The following is a 15,048-nucleotide window of genomic DNA, read 5'->3' on the forward strand; positions in this document are numbered from 1 at the left end:
ATAGAGCGGGACGTTTATCCCCGCATCCGTTCCGCCGTCGGGTCGAGCAGCGGCTCAAGCAACATTTTCGCGGGTCGCATTTCTCCCAGGATCTCGATCTCGAACGCGCCGCCGTCCTCGATCATGTCAGGCGGGGTAAAACCAATGGCGACAGATTTCCCGACATAATGGGCATAGCCGCCGGAAGTGACGAAGCCGACAACCTTGCCGTCCTTCCAGATCGGCTCATCTCCATGGACATCGGCATCCAGCGCCTCGACAACGAAGGTGGAGAGCTTGCGCGTCACGCCTTCCGCCTTTTCCTCCAGCACCGCGGCCTTGCCGATGAAATCCGCAGGCTTGTTATAGGCGACGAAGCGATCGAGGCCGGTTTCCTCTGCCGTGTAGTCGGGCTTGAACTCCCGAAGCCAGGAACCGAAGGATTTTTCAAGGCGCAAACTCATCATCGCGCGCATTCCGAAGGGCGTCAGGCCAAATTCCTCGCCGGCCTCGGCCAGCACTTCATAAAGGCCGATCTGTTCATCTGCCGGGACATAGATTTCATAGCCGAGATCGCCGGTATAGGTGACCCGCTGGACAATGGCATCGGACAGCCCGACACCCATGCGTTTGACCGCCATAAAGGGAAAGGCCGTTGTCGAGGCATCCTCATAGGTCACCTTGGCGAGCAAATCACGCGCCCGGGGTCCCGCAATCTGGAACCCGATACGTTTAAGGCTGACATTCTCGATCTCGACACCTGTCTCCGGCAGATGATCCCAGAACCAGCGAAGATGATACGCCTGCGCTCCGAAAGAAGCGGTGAGTTGGAACTCCTCTTCACCCAGACGTGCGATGGTGAAGTCGCCAATCAGCCGTCCTTTCGGGCTCAGCATCGGGCTCAGGCTCATCCGTCCGACCTTGGGCACGCGTCCCGCCATGATCATATCGATCCACTCCGCCGCCTTGGGGCCCATCACCTTGTATTTGCCGAAGTTGTGTATTTCCGTGATTCCGACCTTTTCGCGCACGGCCCGGCATTCGGCGGAAACAGCATCAAAGGCGTTGGACCGGCGGAAGGAGGGTGTCTCCAGAAGCGGCTCTCCCTCCGGCGCGAAGTAATTGACTGCCTCCATCCCATAGGCCTGACCAAAGACCGCGCGCTGCTCTTTCCAGATCGGGTAGGCGGGCGTTGTCTGGAAGGGCCGTGCGGCGGGCAGTTCTTCATTGGGGTAGGAAATACTGAAGCGGCGCTGGTAATTCTCGGTGACTTTTTTTCGCGCATAGGGACGGGAGCAATAGTCGCCATATCGCGCCACATCCATGGCGAAAACGTCACGGCTTGGTTCGCCCTCGATCATCCATTCGGCAAGGGTGAGGCCGACACCGCCGCCCTGACTGAAACCTGCCATCACCGCGCAAGCTGACCAGTAATTCCTGAGCCCCGGTACCGGCCCGACCAGGGGGTTGCCGTCGGGGGCGAATGTGAAGGGACCGTTGATCACATTCTTGACGCCCGCCGTTCCGAGGACCGGGAAACGATTGAAGGCGAATTCCATGCTATCCTCGATACGGTCGAGTTTGTTGGGGAGCAGTTCATGGCCGAAGTCAAGAGGTGTACCGTTCTCACCCCATGGATCACAGTCCTGCTCGTAAAAACCAATGCAGAGCCCACGGCCTTCCTGGCGAAGATAGCTTTCGCCTTCGGGGTCCATGACATGCGGATGCTCCCGGCCAAGCTCATATATCTCTGGAATATCCTCGGTGATCAGATATTGATGCTCCATCGGATGCAGCGGGAGGAAAATGCCGACCATTTCGCCGAGTTCCCGTGCCCAAAGACCGCCGGCATTGACCACATATTCCGCGTTGATCGTGCCGTCCTTGGTGACGACCTGCCAGCTTCCGTCTGGTTGCGGGTTCAGTTCCAGCACAGGGTTGCGAAGATATATCTCGGCGCCCAGCTTGCGCGCGCACATGGCGTAGGCGTGGGTGGTGCCGGAAGGATCGAGATGACCGTCGAGCGGGTCATAGAGCCCGCCAATCACGCCCTCGACATTAGTGATGGGGGAAAGCTCCTTGATCTCCGCCGGTCCGATGATATGGGTATCAAGGCCCATATAGCGATGCTTCGCCCGCTCGGTCTTCAGGTAATCCATGCGATCCGGCGTTCCCGCGAGTGTAATGCCGCCCACATGATGCAGGCCGCAGGATTGCCCGGACAGTTCCTCGAGCTCCTTGTAAAGCTTGATGGTATACCCCTGCAGCGCGGCGATATTGGTGTCGGAGTTGATGGTATGAAACCCGCCGGCGGCGTGCCAGGTGGAGCCGGAGGTCAGTTCCGACTGCTCGATCAGCGCGATATCGGTCCAGCCGAGCTTGGCCAGATGATAGAGGACGGAACAGCCGACGACGCCTCCTCCGACAACGGCTACCTTGACATGGGATTTCATGTTTCTGCCCTCTCGTTTTTAAACTGTCTTCTATCCAAGGACGGTAAAGCTGCTGTCCTGGCTGACCTCCCGGTTGCGCGAAAAAGTGCCCATGGAAAGATCGTAGTCGATATTTTCAAGATGGAAATGAACCGGGTCCCTGTCGTGATCGCGGCCCGCCTCGCATTCGCGGATCAGTTTCTCCATCATCCGCCCGGCAACCGGCGCGTTCTTGAACTGGTTGCCGCTGGTGCCGATGGCGAGGTAATAGCCACCAAGGCTCGACTTGTCATAGATCGGCACCCAGTCGCGGGTCACGTCATAAAGCGCAACGACACCCTTGGTCTGGCGCGGCACGCCCATTTCCGGAAAGCGCTGGGCGAGGCGGAGAACCTGCGCGTTCCATTGCTCGGTGAAATCCTCGTTGAAGTTATCGGGGTCGACCCATTCCTGCGTATCACATTTGGGGTCTTCCGAGCCGATCAGGATATGATTGCCAAGCTCCGGCCGGCAGTATATCCCGGCGTCGCTGTCGGACAGCACCACACCGTCGGTCTCGAAATTAAATCCGTCGGGCGAGGGGACATGCGCGACCTCATGCCGGAGGGCGCGGGTGGTCATTTTCATATCCTCCAGCACCCCGGCCATGTCATTGACCTTGGCGGAATGCGGCCCGGCAACATTGACGACAACATTCGCATCAATCTCGGTCCCGTCTTTCAGCGTGACGCCGGTGACGCGGCCGCCCGACTGACGGATCGCTGTAACCTCGGCATTAAACCTGAACTTGGCGCCGTGAGCCTCCGCCGCGCGCTGGGCATTATGGGCGGCAAGCTGCGGGTCGCTGACATAACCGCCACGCGGGAAGAAGACGCCCCCCGGTACACTGTCGCCCGTCGGTTCGCCAAAGGACGGATCGTCGGGCCGTTTTACCGGCGCAAACTGGTGTGTGTCGATAATCGGCAGCTTTTCGTGCATCTGTTCGGGCGTTAAATGTTCATAGGGGCAGCCGATCTTGTCCATCAGGGTGCAGATTTTCCGCATGTAGTCATTATGCGGCGTTTTGACGATCAATGCGCCCGTATCATGATACTTGATCAGGCCTTTTTCATCCTCCACACCGACATAATCGGCCCAGTTCTTCCAGTAGAACCAGCCCTCATAGGCTAGTGCGCAGGTGTCCAGCGCGGAATAATAGGTGCGGATGATGGCGCAGGAGGCAGATGTTGAGCCGAAGCCGGAAGCGGGCAGGCGGTCGATCGACAGAACCTTGCGGCCGGCCTTCGAGAGTTCATAGGCTATGCAGGCACCGATAACGCCGGCACCGATTATGACGGCATCGTATTTGTCGCTCATCGGCTGTACCTCCCTCTCGCTTGCCAAGTGATTTCAACAACTATTTCCCTGTAGACGTGTCCATGCAAGCGGAAACTGTCCAAGTGAAGAGCATCGGCATTAAAAAATTATTTGTATGTCGTTTTTGTAAAAAACCGGGTCGGCAGGGTATAAATTGCAGTGCAAGAGAAATAAGGGAGGGGGCCGTGTTTTCGTTGTTTCGACATTTAGATAACAGAGTCGCAGACAGAATAATCCCTAACAGGCTCCCGATCTGTTCGAAATCATGGCATAATGCATTTATATATCTGAAGTCTGGGGGAATGACGCAAAATGAATAGAATGAGTGTAGCGAAACATCTTGGTGGGGGGATTGTTGCAAGTGCTCTCTTGTTTGGGGCCGTGCTACCTCTTCGAGCAGAGACGATTACGATCCAGAATTTTGACGATTTCGCCAGTTTCTTCAAGCGTAGCGGTTATTCCATCCCGAAGTGGAAATCGGGCGCACAAGATGTGCCTCCCTACACCATCCTCGATATCCCGGAGGAATGGCGTAAAAAAGTGGCCCCGGATATGCCGGTAGCGGAGAAAAAGAAAACCTTCTTCCGTCTCTCCATACCGCTTGCTTTCGTCGCTAATCATCACCTGCGTGAAGACCGGAAAAAGATGACCGCGATTGAGAAAGATCATACTGCGTGGCAAGATCTTTCATCCCATGACAAGAAATGGCTCGCGACACAGGCGGAAGAATATGGCCTCGCCAAGGGTGAATATGACGCGGCGTTCTGGCGGGAGATCAAGAAACGTATGGATATTGTTCCGCCGTCCCTGATTGTTGCGCAAATGGTGGATGAGAGTGGTTGGGGGACCTCCCGCTTTGCGGCGGAGGGGAATGCTCTCTTCGGGCAGTGGAGCTATAAGGGCGGTATCAAGCCAAAGGATCAACGGAAAAGCAAAGGCAACTATAGTGTCGCAGCCTTCAAGACACCGCTGGATTCAGTCCGCGCGTACATGCTGAACCTGAACTCCCATGATGCCTATGCGGGCTTTCGGGACCGCCGCGCGTCCCTTCGGGCGGACGGAAAAGCAGTAACAGGGCCTGAATTGGTCGGTACGCTTATCAAATATTCAGAGCGGGGAGAGGCCTATGTCAGAAATATTGAGGGGATAATGTCCAGCAATAATCTGCCGCCTCTTGATCATGCCCGGCTTGCTGATGGGAAAGTTATGTATCTGGTTCTTAAATAAGCTGTGGCCAATTAGTCGGAAGCAATAGCTTGTTCAGAAGATAGATCCGCCCGTCGTTTATCAACAGCCTTGAAACGCAAGCTTACCAGCCGGTTCAAATTGGTCAGCCCGTCGAGCAACCCCGGAATTATCACTTCTGATGGTTTCTTTTGCTGCGATAAATGGCGCAACGCTGTCAGCATTGTGTCGCCCGACCGCTCACCATCATCTACGAGGACACCAATCAGTCCGGCCTCTGCCGCACGGGTTGCCCGGATATATTGTTCCAGCCGCGGCACTGTGCGAGGTATGATGAGGGCGCGCTTGTTCATCGAGAGCACTTCGCAGAATGTATTGTATCCGCCCATGGCGACAACGGCAGTTGCCTCCTGCATCAGGCTTTCCAGGTGGCTATCAAAGGTAACGGCACGGACGCGGGGCAGTTGTTGTATTCGGTCGCGGAAACTGGCGCGGGTATCGGGCGGCATAAAGGGGCCCAGTACAAAGAGTGCGTTGAGTGGAGGTTGCCGGTCTCCCTCATAAGCGCGAAGGACCCAATCCGTCAGAACATCACCATCGCCGCCACCGCCGACCGTAATAAGAACGTAAGGCTCTGTCATTTCATCCAGAATGGCTGGTTGGGAAACGGCCGGGGGCGAGCGTCGCAGATACCCAGTATAGGTGATTTTCCGTTTGACGTTGGCAGGAATTTTGAGGCCGGTCAAAGGATTGTAGATCTGCTTGACACCAAAAATCCATATATCATCATAGATGTCCTCAAGCGCAGGCATGACATTCTTGCGCTCCCACTCCGGTTCCAGCAGGGAAGGATCATCCAAGACATCCCGAAGCCCGAGTACAAGATGAGTGCCTGACGCTTTCAGCATTTCCAACGTATCGGTGACTTCGCCTTTCAGGCCGTATGGCTCCTTGTCGACAATGAAAATATCCGGATCAAATGTTTCCGCTGTGTGCTGAATGATGGAGGCACGCATAGCCAGCGTCTGTTCGGTATTAATATGCAGGCTCAAGGATGTGTATTCCCCGTTCCGTAGCTTGATAATGCCGGGAATGCGGACAAAATCAACGCGGGCCTTGAAATCAAAACTGCCGATGATGGGGGAGCCAGACAGGATGAGAACAGACAGGTTCTGGTTCTGCTCGACCAACGAGTTTGCCATAACCATGCAACGCCTTAAATGGCCGAGACCAAATGAGTCGTGGCTATAGATCAAGATGCGTCTTGCGCTTTCGATCTTGTTCATGTCGGCCTCCGCTTGTTCTGGTTCGCATATACGGGGTTCCGGTGGATAGTTCAACTTTATATGTGAGTGCCGCAACAATTACATGAAGTTTTGCGTCTTCAAGATCATCAGAAGGAGCGTTTCAATCTGGACTGGTTCAGTCAAAAATTATTCCTTCACATATCAGGTGATTCTTTAAAACTATTTAAACGAGCGGGTAAAAATATCAAAAAAATACACCAATAAAGAGCTTATGTGGTAAATTAAAGCACGCTAATGTATAAAAAAAGAGTATTAACTATAATAAATTTCAATATTAACTATAAATAATAGATAAAATTACTGACAAGGTGATTAAAATTTTTAATATAAAAAATCCCAGAAAATGGAAAATATCAATTAAAATAAGATGTTAATAAACATAGAAATGTAAGTGTAGTTTTTTGGTTAATTTTGTAGTGTGCTTCGTAAAATCTGAAGTAGGAATAGGCGTCGTCAGCAAAGTAAATTTTGTAATCTCTAGTAAGAGATGCCTCCTTCCTTATGATTTTCAGATCAATAACAATTCATGAGGGTGCATTTCTGTCTTGATAGATTTAATGCACCAAAATTTTATAGAGGAGGGGTTAAGAGTATGAAAAAAATCCTTAGCGATCTTATAAGAGATGAAAGTGGTGTCACGGCCGTCGAATATGCGTTGATGGCGGCAGCCGCGGCAGCTGTTGTTGGCGTTGCCGGATCGGCGTTTTATACAAAAATTCAAACAGCCTTTAACGCCATTGATCTTTCCGGATCTAGTGGTAGTGGTAGCACTAACTAGATTTCAGTAACCAATTACCTCCCGGCCGGTTTTTCGTGCCGGGAGGAGTAAGGTACCATGTCCCCCATTTATCCCATTTTGGCAATTTTACTGCTCTGGCTGGCCGCCTATACTGATCTTACGCGCCGCTTGATCCGCAACTGGATATCCGTCGCACTGTTGCTGCTTTTTATTCTCTATGCAACGTTCCCAGTTATTCCTCTGGACATTATTGACCATGTCATTTGGGCAGTCGCGCTGTTTGCTTTGTTACTGATCGGCTTTGTTTTCGGTAAAGTCGGCGGCGGCGACGTTAAGCTGGCGACTGTTGTCATGCTTTGGATCGGCCCCAAAGCGGGGCCTGAGTTTTTTGTTATTACCGCTCTTTGTGGAGGTATTCTCGCCCTCTTTATCGTAATGCCGATTTTAAGTTTAATGCGCGAATGGGCGATTGCACCGTTCATAAAAACTGGAATGGTAAGTGAGGAGGGCGCTTCTCCCACCGTGCCCTACGGTGTTGCCATCGCGGCGGGCGGTACGGTGGCACTTTACAAAACCTATTTGAACGGTATCGGGTGATTGCAATGAGAAGTTTTACCTTCATCCTTCTCGCTGCCCTGTTCCTGGGGTCTGCTGCCTATCTTGGAAATAAGTATCTATTTGAGCCTGCGAAAAGCACTCCTTCAGCGGGCCAAGCTGTTGCGCAAGCATCCAGTATATGGGCACTCCGACTCGTGAAGGATGTAAATCGGGGCGACATTCTCGAAAAGGGCCAGATGACCTGGGACCTTTTGCCGCGCGGCCAAACAGGAAAGCATCTGTTCATTCGCGAACAAACTGATCTTGGTGATTGGCAGGGAGCGGCTTTTACGCAATCGCTGAAAAAGGGTGTCTATCTTCAGGAAGTGCATCTTGTCCGTCCGACTGAAGCGGATCATCTCAAGACATTGCTGACGGCTGGGTTGCGCGCGCGTCCTATGGCTATTGAAAATCTTGGTGACTTCAAACATTTGCGTCCCGGTGACTATGTCGACCTGATCGTAACCTATGTTACGCCCGTCCATGCGGCGCGAGCCGGGGAAACGGTTGTCAAAACCATATTAGAGAGTCGCCGTATCATTGCTGTGGAGACAGCGCCTGTGACCAAGGTAATTAATAACGCCATAAGATCATCGGAGACTTTGACTCTGGCGCTGTCCCCGACCGATGTTGAACTTGTATCCATGGCAGAAACAATTGGTAAGTTGCGGATATCCTTGCGGGGAGAAACGGGTTCCAATGAATATTTGGAGAGGCCCGCAAAAGCAGCTTTTTCAGCGAGCGACCTCTTTCCAGAGCTGAAACAGGTTCCGCCAGCAGTTCTTCAGCGTCACGCCCGGGATGTACGGATAATGCGCGGCGGAGAAACCACTGTCGTTACCCTGTCGCCGGTTGCAGGAAAATAGGGGACCATGATGAAGAACAGCCTACAGAAAATTGGTTACATATTCCTGATGCTGGCGGTTTTTCTCATGTTTTCGGCTCCCTCCGGCTACGCTCGCGCCACCGAAGACAGGACGCCTTTGTCACTCGATGTGAACCAGGGCCATCTTATCCCGCTTAATGTTCCTGTCTCAGAGGTGCTGGTGACAAATCCCTCGATCGCGGATATCCAGATTACAGCTTCCAATGGGCTCTTCGTGTTTGGTAAAGCGCCTGGGCGGACACATGTTATGGCGCTCGGGGCGGGTGGTGCGATATTGTACGATCAGTCTGTTACCGTTACGCGCGATCTTGTAACGCTCTCAAAGCTTCTTTCCGAACAGTTCCCAAAGAGTAACCTTTCAGTTCAATCCAGTCCGGGCCGCATTCTTCTTTCCGGCATGGCTCGCACCCCTATGCAGGCAGAGCAGATTACCTCCGTCGTTCGAGGGTTTCTGGGAGAGGGGGAGGAAATTGTCAACCGAATGGAACTGCTGGCGCCGTCTCAGGTGAATATCAGGGTACGTATTGTCGAAATGAACCGGGAGGCTACAAAGAACCTTGGTATTAACTGGGATGTGTTGTTGAACCCGGGGTCGCTCGCGATTGGGTTAATCACTAATCGCTGGCCGTCGGCGATTGGTAACGCGTTGATCCCGAGTTCCGCGATTTCCGGCGTTGGTGGGAGTGGCCTGCTTGGGTATCGTGGCAGTCAGGGTTCTGTTTCCGCCGTTATTGATGCGTTGGCCGAGGAAAACCTCATTACGGTTCTGGCGGAGCCGAATCTAACTTCCCGCTCCGGTGAAACCGCAAGTTTTTTCGCTGGTGGGGAATTTCCGATACCGGTTTCCGCAAATGAGGACCAGGTGACAATCGAGTTTAAGAAATTCGGCGTTATTCTCGATATCACCCCGACAGTGCTCTCGGATCAGCGGATTGGCATTCATATCCGGCCCGAGGTGAGTGAGATTTCCGAAGTTGGCGCGGTTGTCGTCAACGACTTTCAGATACCCGGCATTGCCGTTCGCCGCACTGAGGCAACGATTGAGCTTGGCAGTGGACAGAGTTTTGCGGTGGCGGGTTTGTTGCAGAACCAGACCAGAAACATCGTCAATGAGGTCCCCTGGTTGGCCGACCTGGCCGTGTTGGGGCCGCTGTTCCGATCCAGCCGTTATCAGAAGATGGAAACGGAACTTGTCATTATTGCGACGGCAAATATTGTTACGCCCCGCGATGGATCTCTGTTTGCAAGCCCAGCGGATAAATATCGACCAACCGATCTTTCAGAGAAAATGACGACGGGCAAGCTTGCCCTCCCGACGCTGGCGCCGGAAATCCCAAATATCAAGGGACAGGATGGCCTGACCCTTAAAGGGCCGGTTGGCTATATTTATTGAGGAAGAGAAAGGCGCCAGAATGCGACGTTTTATTACAGGCGGTATTCTTGTTTTATCCGCGCTCGGCCTGTTAGGTGGCTGCGGTGGACCGGAGGCTTCGGGTCAAATTCCGCAAAGTCTCGCAAATTCCAAATTGCTGAACCAGAGCTATCGCATCTCTTTCTTTGAGGACTGGGCGGATCACTCGATAAAGACCTCAGACGGTCTTAAATTATCTGATTTTCTGCAAAATTTGCGGCAAGACCCTCCTGGATATTTGCGACTTCAGCCACGAGGGACAGTGCTCTCGGAAGAAATGATTTTCCAGTTATTGGAGCAATCGGATATTTACCGCTATAGCGCCGTGGAAATTGCACCGGTTGCTCCAGCAGGGACGGAGGAGAATTCTGTTCTCGAAATAGAGCTAACCTATTATGCCTATACACTTCAGAACTGCGGCGCTTATCTAGATCGCCGGTTGGTTGATCACGAGGCCTGGAAAACGCCAGGGTTTGGCTGCGCGGTCAATCACAATCGTCTGGTAAGTCTTGTTCGTCCGGGAAATGCCAGATCAGGCGGTTATCTGGCGCCCCCTCTCGCCCGCTCACAGGTAAAGGCCATTACGACATATCAGGCGCTTCCCCCAACGCCATTTCCCCCCGCAAATAAATAGACTGGATACAGAAGATGCCGGCACGGAATACGCCTGAAATTGTAACCTTTCCAAACGCGGACGGCGCAAACACATCGGTCGCCGCCTATGTCGCGGATCGGGAGACGGAAAAGCAACTCAATGATCTGTTGCCGAAATGGGGCTATGACAAGGCGCAAATAAAGCGCGGTTCCTTAAGTGATGTGATCCGTGACTACAGCGAAAAAAACATGCCGACAGTGCTGATTGTCGATATATCCAAGGTCGCGTTACCGCTTTCTGATTTGCAGAACCTAGCGGATATCTGCCCTCCGCGGGTGAAGGTGGTCGTGCTGGGAACCGAGGACAACGTCGGTCTATATCGCGACTTAATGGAAATTGGAGTAACAGATTATTTGGTTAAGCCAGTGCCAAGTGATTTACTCTTTCGTGCTGTTGCCCGGGCGAGCGGTCGTCTCGCGGCGCGCAATCCCGAACCTCGCGCGGGAAAGTCCGTAGCTGTATTTGGCGTGCGCGGTGGTGTGGGGGCGACTACGGCTGTTCTTAATTTAGGATGGCTGCTCGCTAATCACTATAATCGCCATGTCATGCTGGCCGATCTCAATCTCACGTCAGGAACGCTCGCCCTGGAAATGGGGGTGGAACCGGCATCCGGCCTAGCTGACCTTCTGACAGGTCCTGATCGGATCGATAATGTTTTTGTTGATCGTGCCACACGGGAGGTGGAAGAGCGGCTCAAGTTATTGGCCTCTGAAACGGATTTTGCTGCCGCTCCTGTTTATAACGCGGATGCCGTCGCGCAGTTGGTGCAGCATTTACGAAGCCGCTATCATTTTATTATCCAAGATGTGGACCGGGCGTCGATCGAGACTGCGATGACGGTGCTCCAAAATGCAGATGTCCGGGTGTTGGTGATGGATTCAACATTGGCCTCAGTAAGGGATGCTGCACGGATATTCAAAGTCCTGAAAACTGAGGGGGAAGAAAAAAAATCTCTTCTTGTTCTCAATAGATCGCGGGCGCGTATCCGGGGCGATGTGCCATTGGAAAAAATTTGCCGATTTGTTGATCATCCGATTGATATTGTCATCCCGTTTGAGAAGAAAAAACTCGCACTTGCCAGCCTGAACGCTGAACCGGTCGTCCGTCAAAAATTACCAATCACTGATGCCTACCACAGATTGGCGGCGGAACTGATCGGTCGGAAGGCCAAAGCACGCCGCCTAGGCTGGTTTGCGGGCAGAAAGGGGGCATAGAGTGTTTGGCCGCAAAATAGAAAATGAAAGGGTCGGCAGCCTCGCCAATTCGGAAGAGGTGTTTGTTAGTCAGGCGACGTCAACGGAGAGGGAGTTTGACGTTCCGCCGGAACTTATTGAACGTGTGAGAAAGCAGTTCTTTAACCGCATCGATCCGACCGCGGCTTCTACCATGCCACCCGATGAACTCTCGCTCCGGATTACCGAGGCGGTCTCCAAGATCGTTGACGAGGAAAAGCTTCAGGTCAACTGGATGGAGCAAAGCGCCATCGCACGGGAACTTTTTGACGATATCGTTGGTATAGGTCCGATTGAAAACCTGCTCTCCGACCCGAGAGTGACGGACATTCTGGTGAATGGGTCTGATACGGTCTATGTAGAGCGGGATGGGCGGTTGGAGCTTACCAGCTATAAATTTCGCGATGAGGATCATGTGCTGGAAGTGGCGCGCCGCATTGCCGCCTCCGTGGGGCGGCGGGTTGATGAGGCAAACCCCATGGTAGATGCGCGCCTGAAAGACGGTAGCCGCGTTAATGTGATCGCGCCGCCCTTGTCAGTTTACGGAACGATTATATCTATCCGCAAATTCTCAAAGCAATTCATGAGCCTGAAGGATTTATGTGCCGGTGGTTCCTGTTCGACCGCCATGGCCCGTTTCCTTGAAATTGCGGCTCGGTGCCGACTTAATATTCTGGTTTCCGGTGGAACCGGGTCGGGCAAGACGACTTTGCTGAATGCGTTGTCGGGATTGATTGACGAAAATGAACGGATCGTCACGATTGAAGATGCGGCGGAAATTGCCCTGCAACGCCCGCATGTGGTGAGCTTAGAGACCCGCCAGCGCAATACAGAGGGAACCGGGGATGTCTCTCAACGGGATCTCTTGCGTAACAGCCTGCGGATGCGGCCCGACCGGATCATCATAGGCGAAGTTCGCGGCTCGGAAGTTTACGACATGCTGCAGGCGATGAATACGGGACATGATGGCTCCATGTCGACCATTCATGCCAATAGCGCCCGCGACGCGCTGCTGCGCCTCGAAAACCTGATGCTCTCAACACTGTCAAACTATCAGAGTCGCGGTGCCCGACAGCAAATTTCCAGTGCCCTTGACCTTGTGATCCATGTTGAACGTGGAGCGAATGGGCAGCGCTTCATTCGGGAAATATCCGAGATTGTCGCCCTTGAGGCAGATGTGATCTCCAGCCAGACTCTATTCGAGTATGCTGAGGATGCAGATCATCCTGAGCAGGATAGTTCCGCGTTCCGCTATACCGGTGGGCGACCGCATTTTGAGGAGAAAATTGCCAAATTCGGATTAGGGGAGGAATTGCAGGAGGCACTTCGCCCATGACGCTGGAGGCATTGATTAGAAATGCTCCTGAATGGCCTAATATTTTGGTCTTTGCAGTATTTGTTGGAAGCGGCCTTACCCTTCTTCTCTTAGCGTTTCGACGGCTCGGTGAAGGAGAGCGGCAACTCGCGGCACGCCTTAGAGAGCTGAATACTGAAAGTGAGGGAAAAGGATCAATTGCTATCGCGCCCTTCCCGGAGGTTTCCCCTCTTTATCGTGAAGAAAAAGATGCCACCAAATGGCAGGAATTTCTGAAAGTTCGAGCCAAACCGCTCGCGTTTTTAGTGCTCGCCCTCGTGATGGGATTGATGGTTGCCTTATACAAATATCCGATTATCACGTTTGCCGTTGTCGGGGCTGGTGTATGCATCGCGGGCGGTTACGTTGCATTCCATATTTACCAGCGGAATGTGCAGCGTCAACGTTTTGTGGATCAGTTGCCGGAGGCCATTGATATTATCATTCGCGGTGCCCGTGTCGGCATGTCCCTGCCGGAAAATTTTCAGGTGATCGCCCGCGAAATGCCCGATCCGGTGGGCCGACAGTTTCGCATCCTTGCGGAAAAACTCGGGATCGGAATTGACCTTGAAACGGCGCTTACCTCGGCAGTAGATGAAATTGGCGTCAAAGAACTGCAGTTTATGGCAACCACCCTGATCCTGCAGCGCCGGACTGGTGGTCAATATGCGGAGGTTTTGGAAAACCTCTCCCGGGTGTTGCGTGATCGACGCGCACAATACTTAAAGGCCAAAGCTCTAACATCTGAATCGCGGGTTTCCGCCCGGATCGTTGCCATCGTCACGGCTGTTATTCTGGTAATCCTTGCAGCGACAAACAAGGCGCAGTTTGATTTTCTATTCGATGATCCGCTCGGTCACAACCTGCTGATTTATGCTGGAGTCAGTATTTTTATAGGCTTTTTCACTCTATCCCGCTTGCTGAGGACGCTGCAATGAGCGTGTTCTGGCAGGCATCAATGGATGATATGTTGTCTTTGATGGCAATAGGGCTTTGCGTCAGCCTCGCGCTTGCCTTTTTTATCATCGCGCTCCGAGCGAGGAAATCAGAACATCTCGACAAGAGGCTTCGGCTTTTTGTGGGTGATGACGGCATAAACCGAAGGAGATTAGCCCCTCCGGTCAGGATCGACTTGGAGCGAGAGGAGGCGACAACCGGCAAGGCAGCGACATGGCTCCGGCCTTTCTCGTTTGGAAAGACGGGCAAGACCAAGCAAAATTTCAGCTGGCGTTTTATCCGAGCTGGTATTGATCCCGTACGCGGGAAAAGATTGTTTCTGCTGGCACGTATTTTTCTCTTTATTGCGAGCTCACTTATCGCAGCCTTCCTGCAGAATAGTGTAATTTTTCCGACACTAAATACTCTTACCGTTGTCGTTTTTGTCATCTTTTCCGGCGTTGCAAGTAGTTTCCTGCCGTTCTTCGTGCTGAATTACCAAATTAAGCAACGGCAAAGACGTATCGAGCGCGCCATGCCGGACATGATCGATTTGTTGATCCTGTGTGTCGAGGCTGGACTGACGCTTGAAGTTGCACTCGCTCGCGCGATAGAGGGGTTGGAGCCGTTTGCTCCAGATGTTGCGGCAGAGATGAAAATCACCTTGAGTGAGCTTAAAATTCTGCCAGATAAATCTATGGCTCTTACCAATCTGGAGGAACGCACCGCGTCCAAGAGTCTTAAATATCTCGTGCTTTCTCTGCGACAATCTGAACGGTATGGCACCTCGATCACCGGTGCACTGAAATCGGTCGCGGTGGAGAACCGCAAACATGCCATATTGGACCTTGAAAATAGCGCGGCGCGGATGCCTGCGCTCCTGAGCATACCCCTTATTTTATTTATTTTGCCGCCCGTAGTGGCGCTATCTGCCGGGCCTGGATTCGCATTGATGATGCGTGCGATTGGAGGATGAAGT

General features: G+C 52.8%; 13 protein-coding genes. 10 read left to right on the top strand and 3 right to left on the bottom strand.

All coding sequences use genetic code 11. The annotated features are described in order from the left end of the window. Window positions 1–14: 14 nt before the first annotated feature. Together LKE13_RS13165 and LKE13_RS13170 are read right to left on the bottom strand one after the other, a co-directional pair. Window positions 15–2,432 carry a GcvT family protein gene (locus LKE13_RS13165; protein ID WP_227951836.1) on the bottom strand — a complete coding sequence of 806 codons (2,418 nt, stop codon included), beginning with the start codon at window positions 2,430–2,432 and terminating at the stop codon, window positions 15–17. 30 nt (window positions 2,433–2,462) lie between these two features. After that, entirely contained in the window at window positions 2,463–3,767 is a 1,305-nt protein-coding gene (locus LKE13_RS13170; protein ID WP_227951837.1) for an NAD(P)/FAD-dependent oxidoreductase, read from the bottom strand. A 321-nt stretch (window positions 3,768–4,088) separates the two neighbouring features. Here LKE13_RS13170 and LKE13_RS13175 point away from each other — a divergent pair, with 321 nt between their 5' ends. After that, complete coding sequence (locus LKE13_RS13175) at window positions 4,089–4,994, top strand: glucosaminidase domain-containing protein (protein ID WP_227951838.1); 906 nt, start codon at window positions 4,089–4,091, stop codon at window positions 4,992–4,994. Window positions 4,995–5,005: 11 nt separating this feature from the next. Here the strand turns inward: LKE13_RS13175 and LKE13_RS13180 are convergent, their stop codons facing one another. After that, a complete protein-coding gene (locus LKE13_RS13180) occupies window positions 5,006–6,238 on the bottom strand; it encodes a glycosyltransferase family protein (RefSeq protein ID WP_227951839.1) in 1,233 nt (410 codons plus the stop codon). Between the two features lie 613 nt (window positions 6,239–6,851). Between LKE13_RS13180 and LKE13_RS13185 the strand changes: the two genes are divergently transcribed. From LKE13_RS13185 to LKE13_RS13225, 9 genes are read left to right on the top strand one after another with little or no spacing between them, the layout of a single operon-like run. Continuing rightward, window positions 6,852–7,037, top strand: coding sequence for a Flp family type IVb pilin (locus LKE13_RS13185; RefSeq protein ID WP_227951840.1), 186 nt, complete (start codon window positions 6,852–6,854; stop codon window positions 7,035–7,037). A 57-nt stretch (window positions 7,038–7,094) separates the two neighbouring features. After that, window positions 7,095–7,595, top strand: a complete 501-nt coding sequence (locus LKE13_RS13190; protein ID WP_227951841.1) for a prepilin peptidase — start codon at window positions 7,095–7,097, stop codon at window positions 7,593–7,595. Between the two features lie 5 nt (window positions 7,596–7,600). Then, window positions 7,601–8,461 carry a Flp pilus assembly protein CpaB gene (cpaB, locus tag LKE13_RS13195; RefSeq protein ID WP_227951842.1) on the top strand — a complete coding sequence of 287 codons (861 nt, stop codon included), beginning with the start codon at window positions 7,601–7,603 and terminating at the stop codon, window positions 8,459–8,461. 6 nt (window positions 8,462–8,467) lie between these two features. Beyond that, complete coding sequence (locus LKE13_RS13200; RefSeq protein ID WP_227951843.1) at window positions 8,468–9,874, top strand: type II and III secretion system protein family protein; 1,407 nt, start codon at window positions 8,468–8,470, stop codon at window positions 9,872–9,874. Between the two features lie 19 nt (window positions 9,875–9,893). Beyond that, entirely contained in the window at window positions 9,894–10,526 is a 633-nt protein-coding gene (locus LKE13_RS13205) for a hypothetical protein (RefSeq protein WP_227951844.1), read from the top strand. Between the two features lie 14 nt (window positions 10,527–10,540). After that, the gene (locus LKE13_RS13210) at window positions 10,541–11,761 is read left to right on the top strand and encodes an AAA family ATPase (protein WP_227951845.1); all 1,221 of its coding nucleotides are present in this window, start codon (window positions 10,541–10,543) and stop codon (window positions 11,759–11,761) included. Between the two features lies 1 nt (window position 11,762). Further along, on the top strand, window positions 11,763–13,115 hold the full coding sequence (locus tag LKE13_RS13215) for a CpaF family protein (RefSeq protein WP_227951846.1): 1,353 nt from the start codon (window positions 11,763–11,765) through the stop codon (window positions 13,113–13,115). After that, the gene (locus LKE13_RS13220; RefSeq protein ID WP_227951847.1) at window positions 13,112–14,071 is read left to right on the top strand and encodes a type II secretion system F family protein; all 960 of its coding nucleotides are present in this window, start codon (window positions 13,112–13,114) and stop codon (window positions 14,069–14,071) included. Before LKE13_RS13215 ends, LKE13_RS13220 begins: the two co-directional genes overlap by 4 nt. After that, window positions 14,068–15,045, top strand: a complete 978-nt coding sequence (locus tag LKE13_RS13225; protein ID WP_227951848.1) for a type II secretion system F family protein — start codon at window positions 14,068–14,070, stop codon at window positions 15,043–15,045. Before LKE13_RS13220 ends, LKE13_RS13225 begins: the two co-directional genes overlap by 4 nt. The last annotated feature ends 3 nt before the right edge of the window (window positions 15,046–15,048 follow it).

This window comes from Sneathiella sp. HT1-7 (assembly GCF_020731145.1).
GTDB lineage: Bacteria > Pseudomonadota > Alphaproteobacteria > Sneathiellales > Sneathiellaceae > Sneathiella.

Excerpts from the sequence above, each read along its gene's own strand:
- LKE13_RS13200 (WP_227951843.1), top strand. The coding sequence starts at position 8,468 with ATGATGAAGAACAGCCTACAGAAAATTGGTTACATATTCCTGATGCTG.
- LKE13_RS13190 (WP_227951841.1), top strand. The coding sequence starts at position 7,095 with ATGTCCCCCATTTATCCCATTTTGGCAATTTTACTGCTCTGGCTGGCC.
- cpaB (WP_227951842.1), top strand. The coding sequence starts at position 7,601 with ATGAGAAGTTTTACCTTCATCCTTCTCGCTGCCCTGTTCCTGGGGTCT.
- LKE13_RS13220 (WP_227951847.1), top strand. The coding sequence starts at position 13,112 with ATGACGCTGGAGGCATTGATTAGAAATGCTCCTGAATGGCCTAATATT.
- LKE13_RS13225 (WP_227951848.1), top strand. The coding sequence starts at position 14,068 with ATGAGCGTGTTCTGGCAGGCATCAATGGATGATATGTTGTCTTTGATG.
- LKE13_RS13170 (WP_227951837.1), bottom strand. The coding sequence starts at position 3,767 with ATGAGCGACAAATACGATGCCGTCATAATCGGTGCCGGCGTTATCGGT.
- LKE13_RS13185 (WP_227951840.1), top strand. The coding sequence starts at position 6,852 with ATGAAAAAAATCCTTAGCGATCTTATAAGAGATGAAAGTGGTGTCACG.
- LKE13_RS13175 (WP_227951838.1), top strand. The coding sequence starts at position 4,089 with ATGAGTGTAGCGAAACATCTTGGTGGGGGGATTGTTGCAAGTGCTCTC.
- LKE13_RS13165 (WP_227951836.1), bottom strand. The coding sequence starts at position 2,432 with ATGAAATCCCATGTCAAGGTAGCCGTTGTCGGAGGAGGCGTCGTCGGC.
- LKE13_RS13205 (WP_227951844.1), top strand. The coding sequence starts at position 9,894 with ATGCGACGTTTTATTACAGGCGGTATTCTTGTTTTATCCGCGCTCGGC.
- LKE13_RS13210 (WP_227951845.1), top strand. The coding sequence starts at position 10,541 with ATGCCGGCACGGAATACGCCTGAAATTGTAACCTTTCCAAACGCGGAC.
- LKE13_RS13180 (WP_227951839.1), bottom strand. The coding sequence starts at position 6,238 with ATGAACAAGATCGAAAGCGCAAGACGCATCTTGATCTATAGCCACGAC.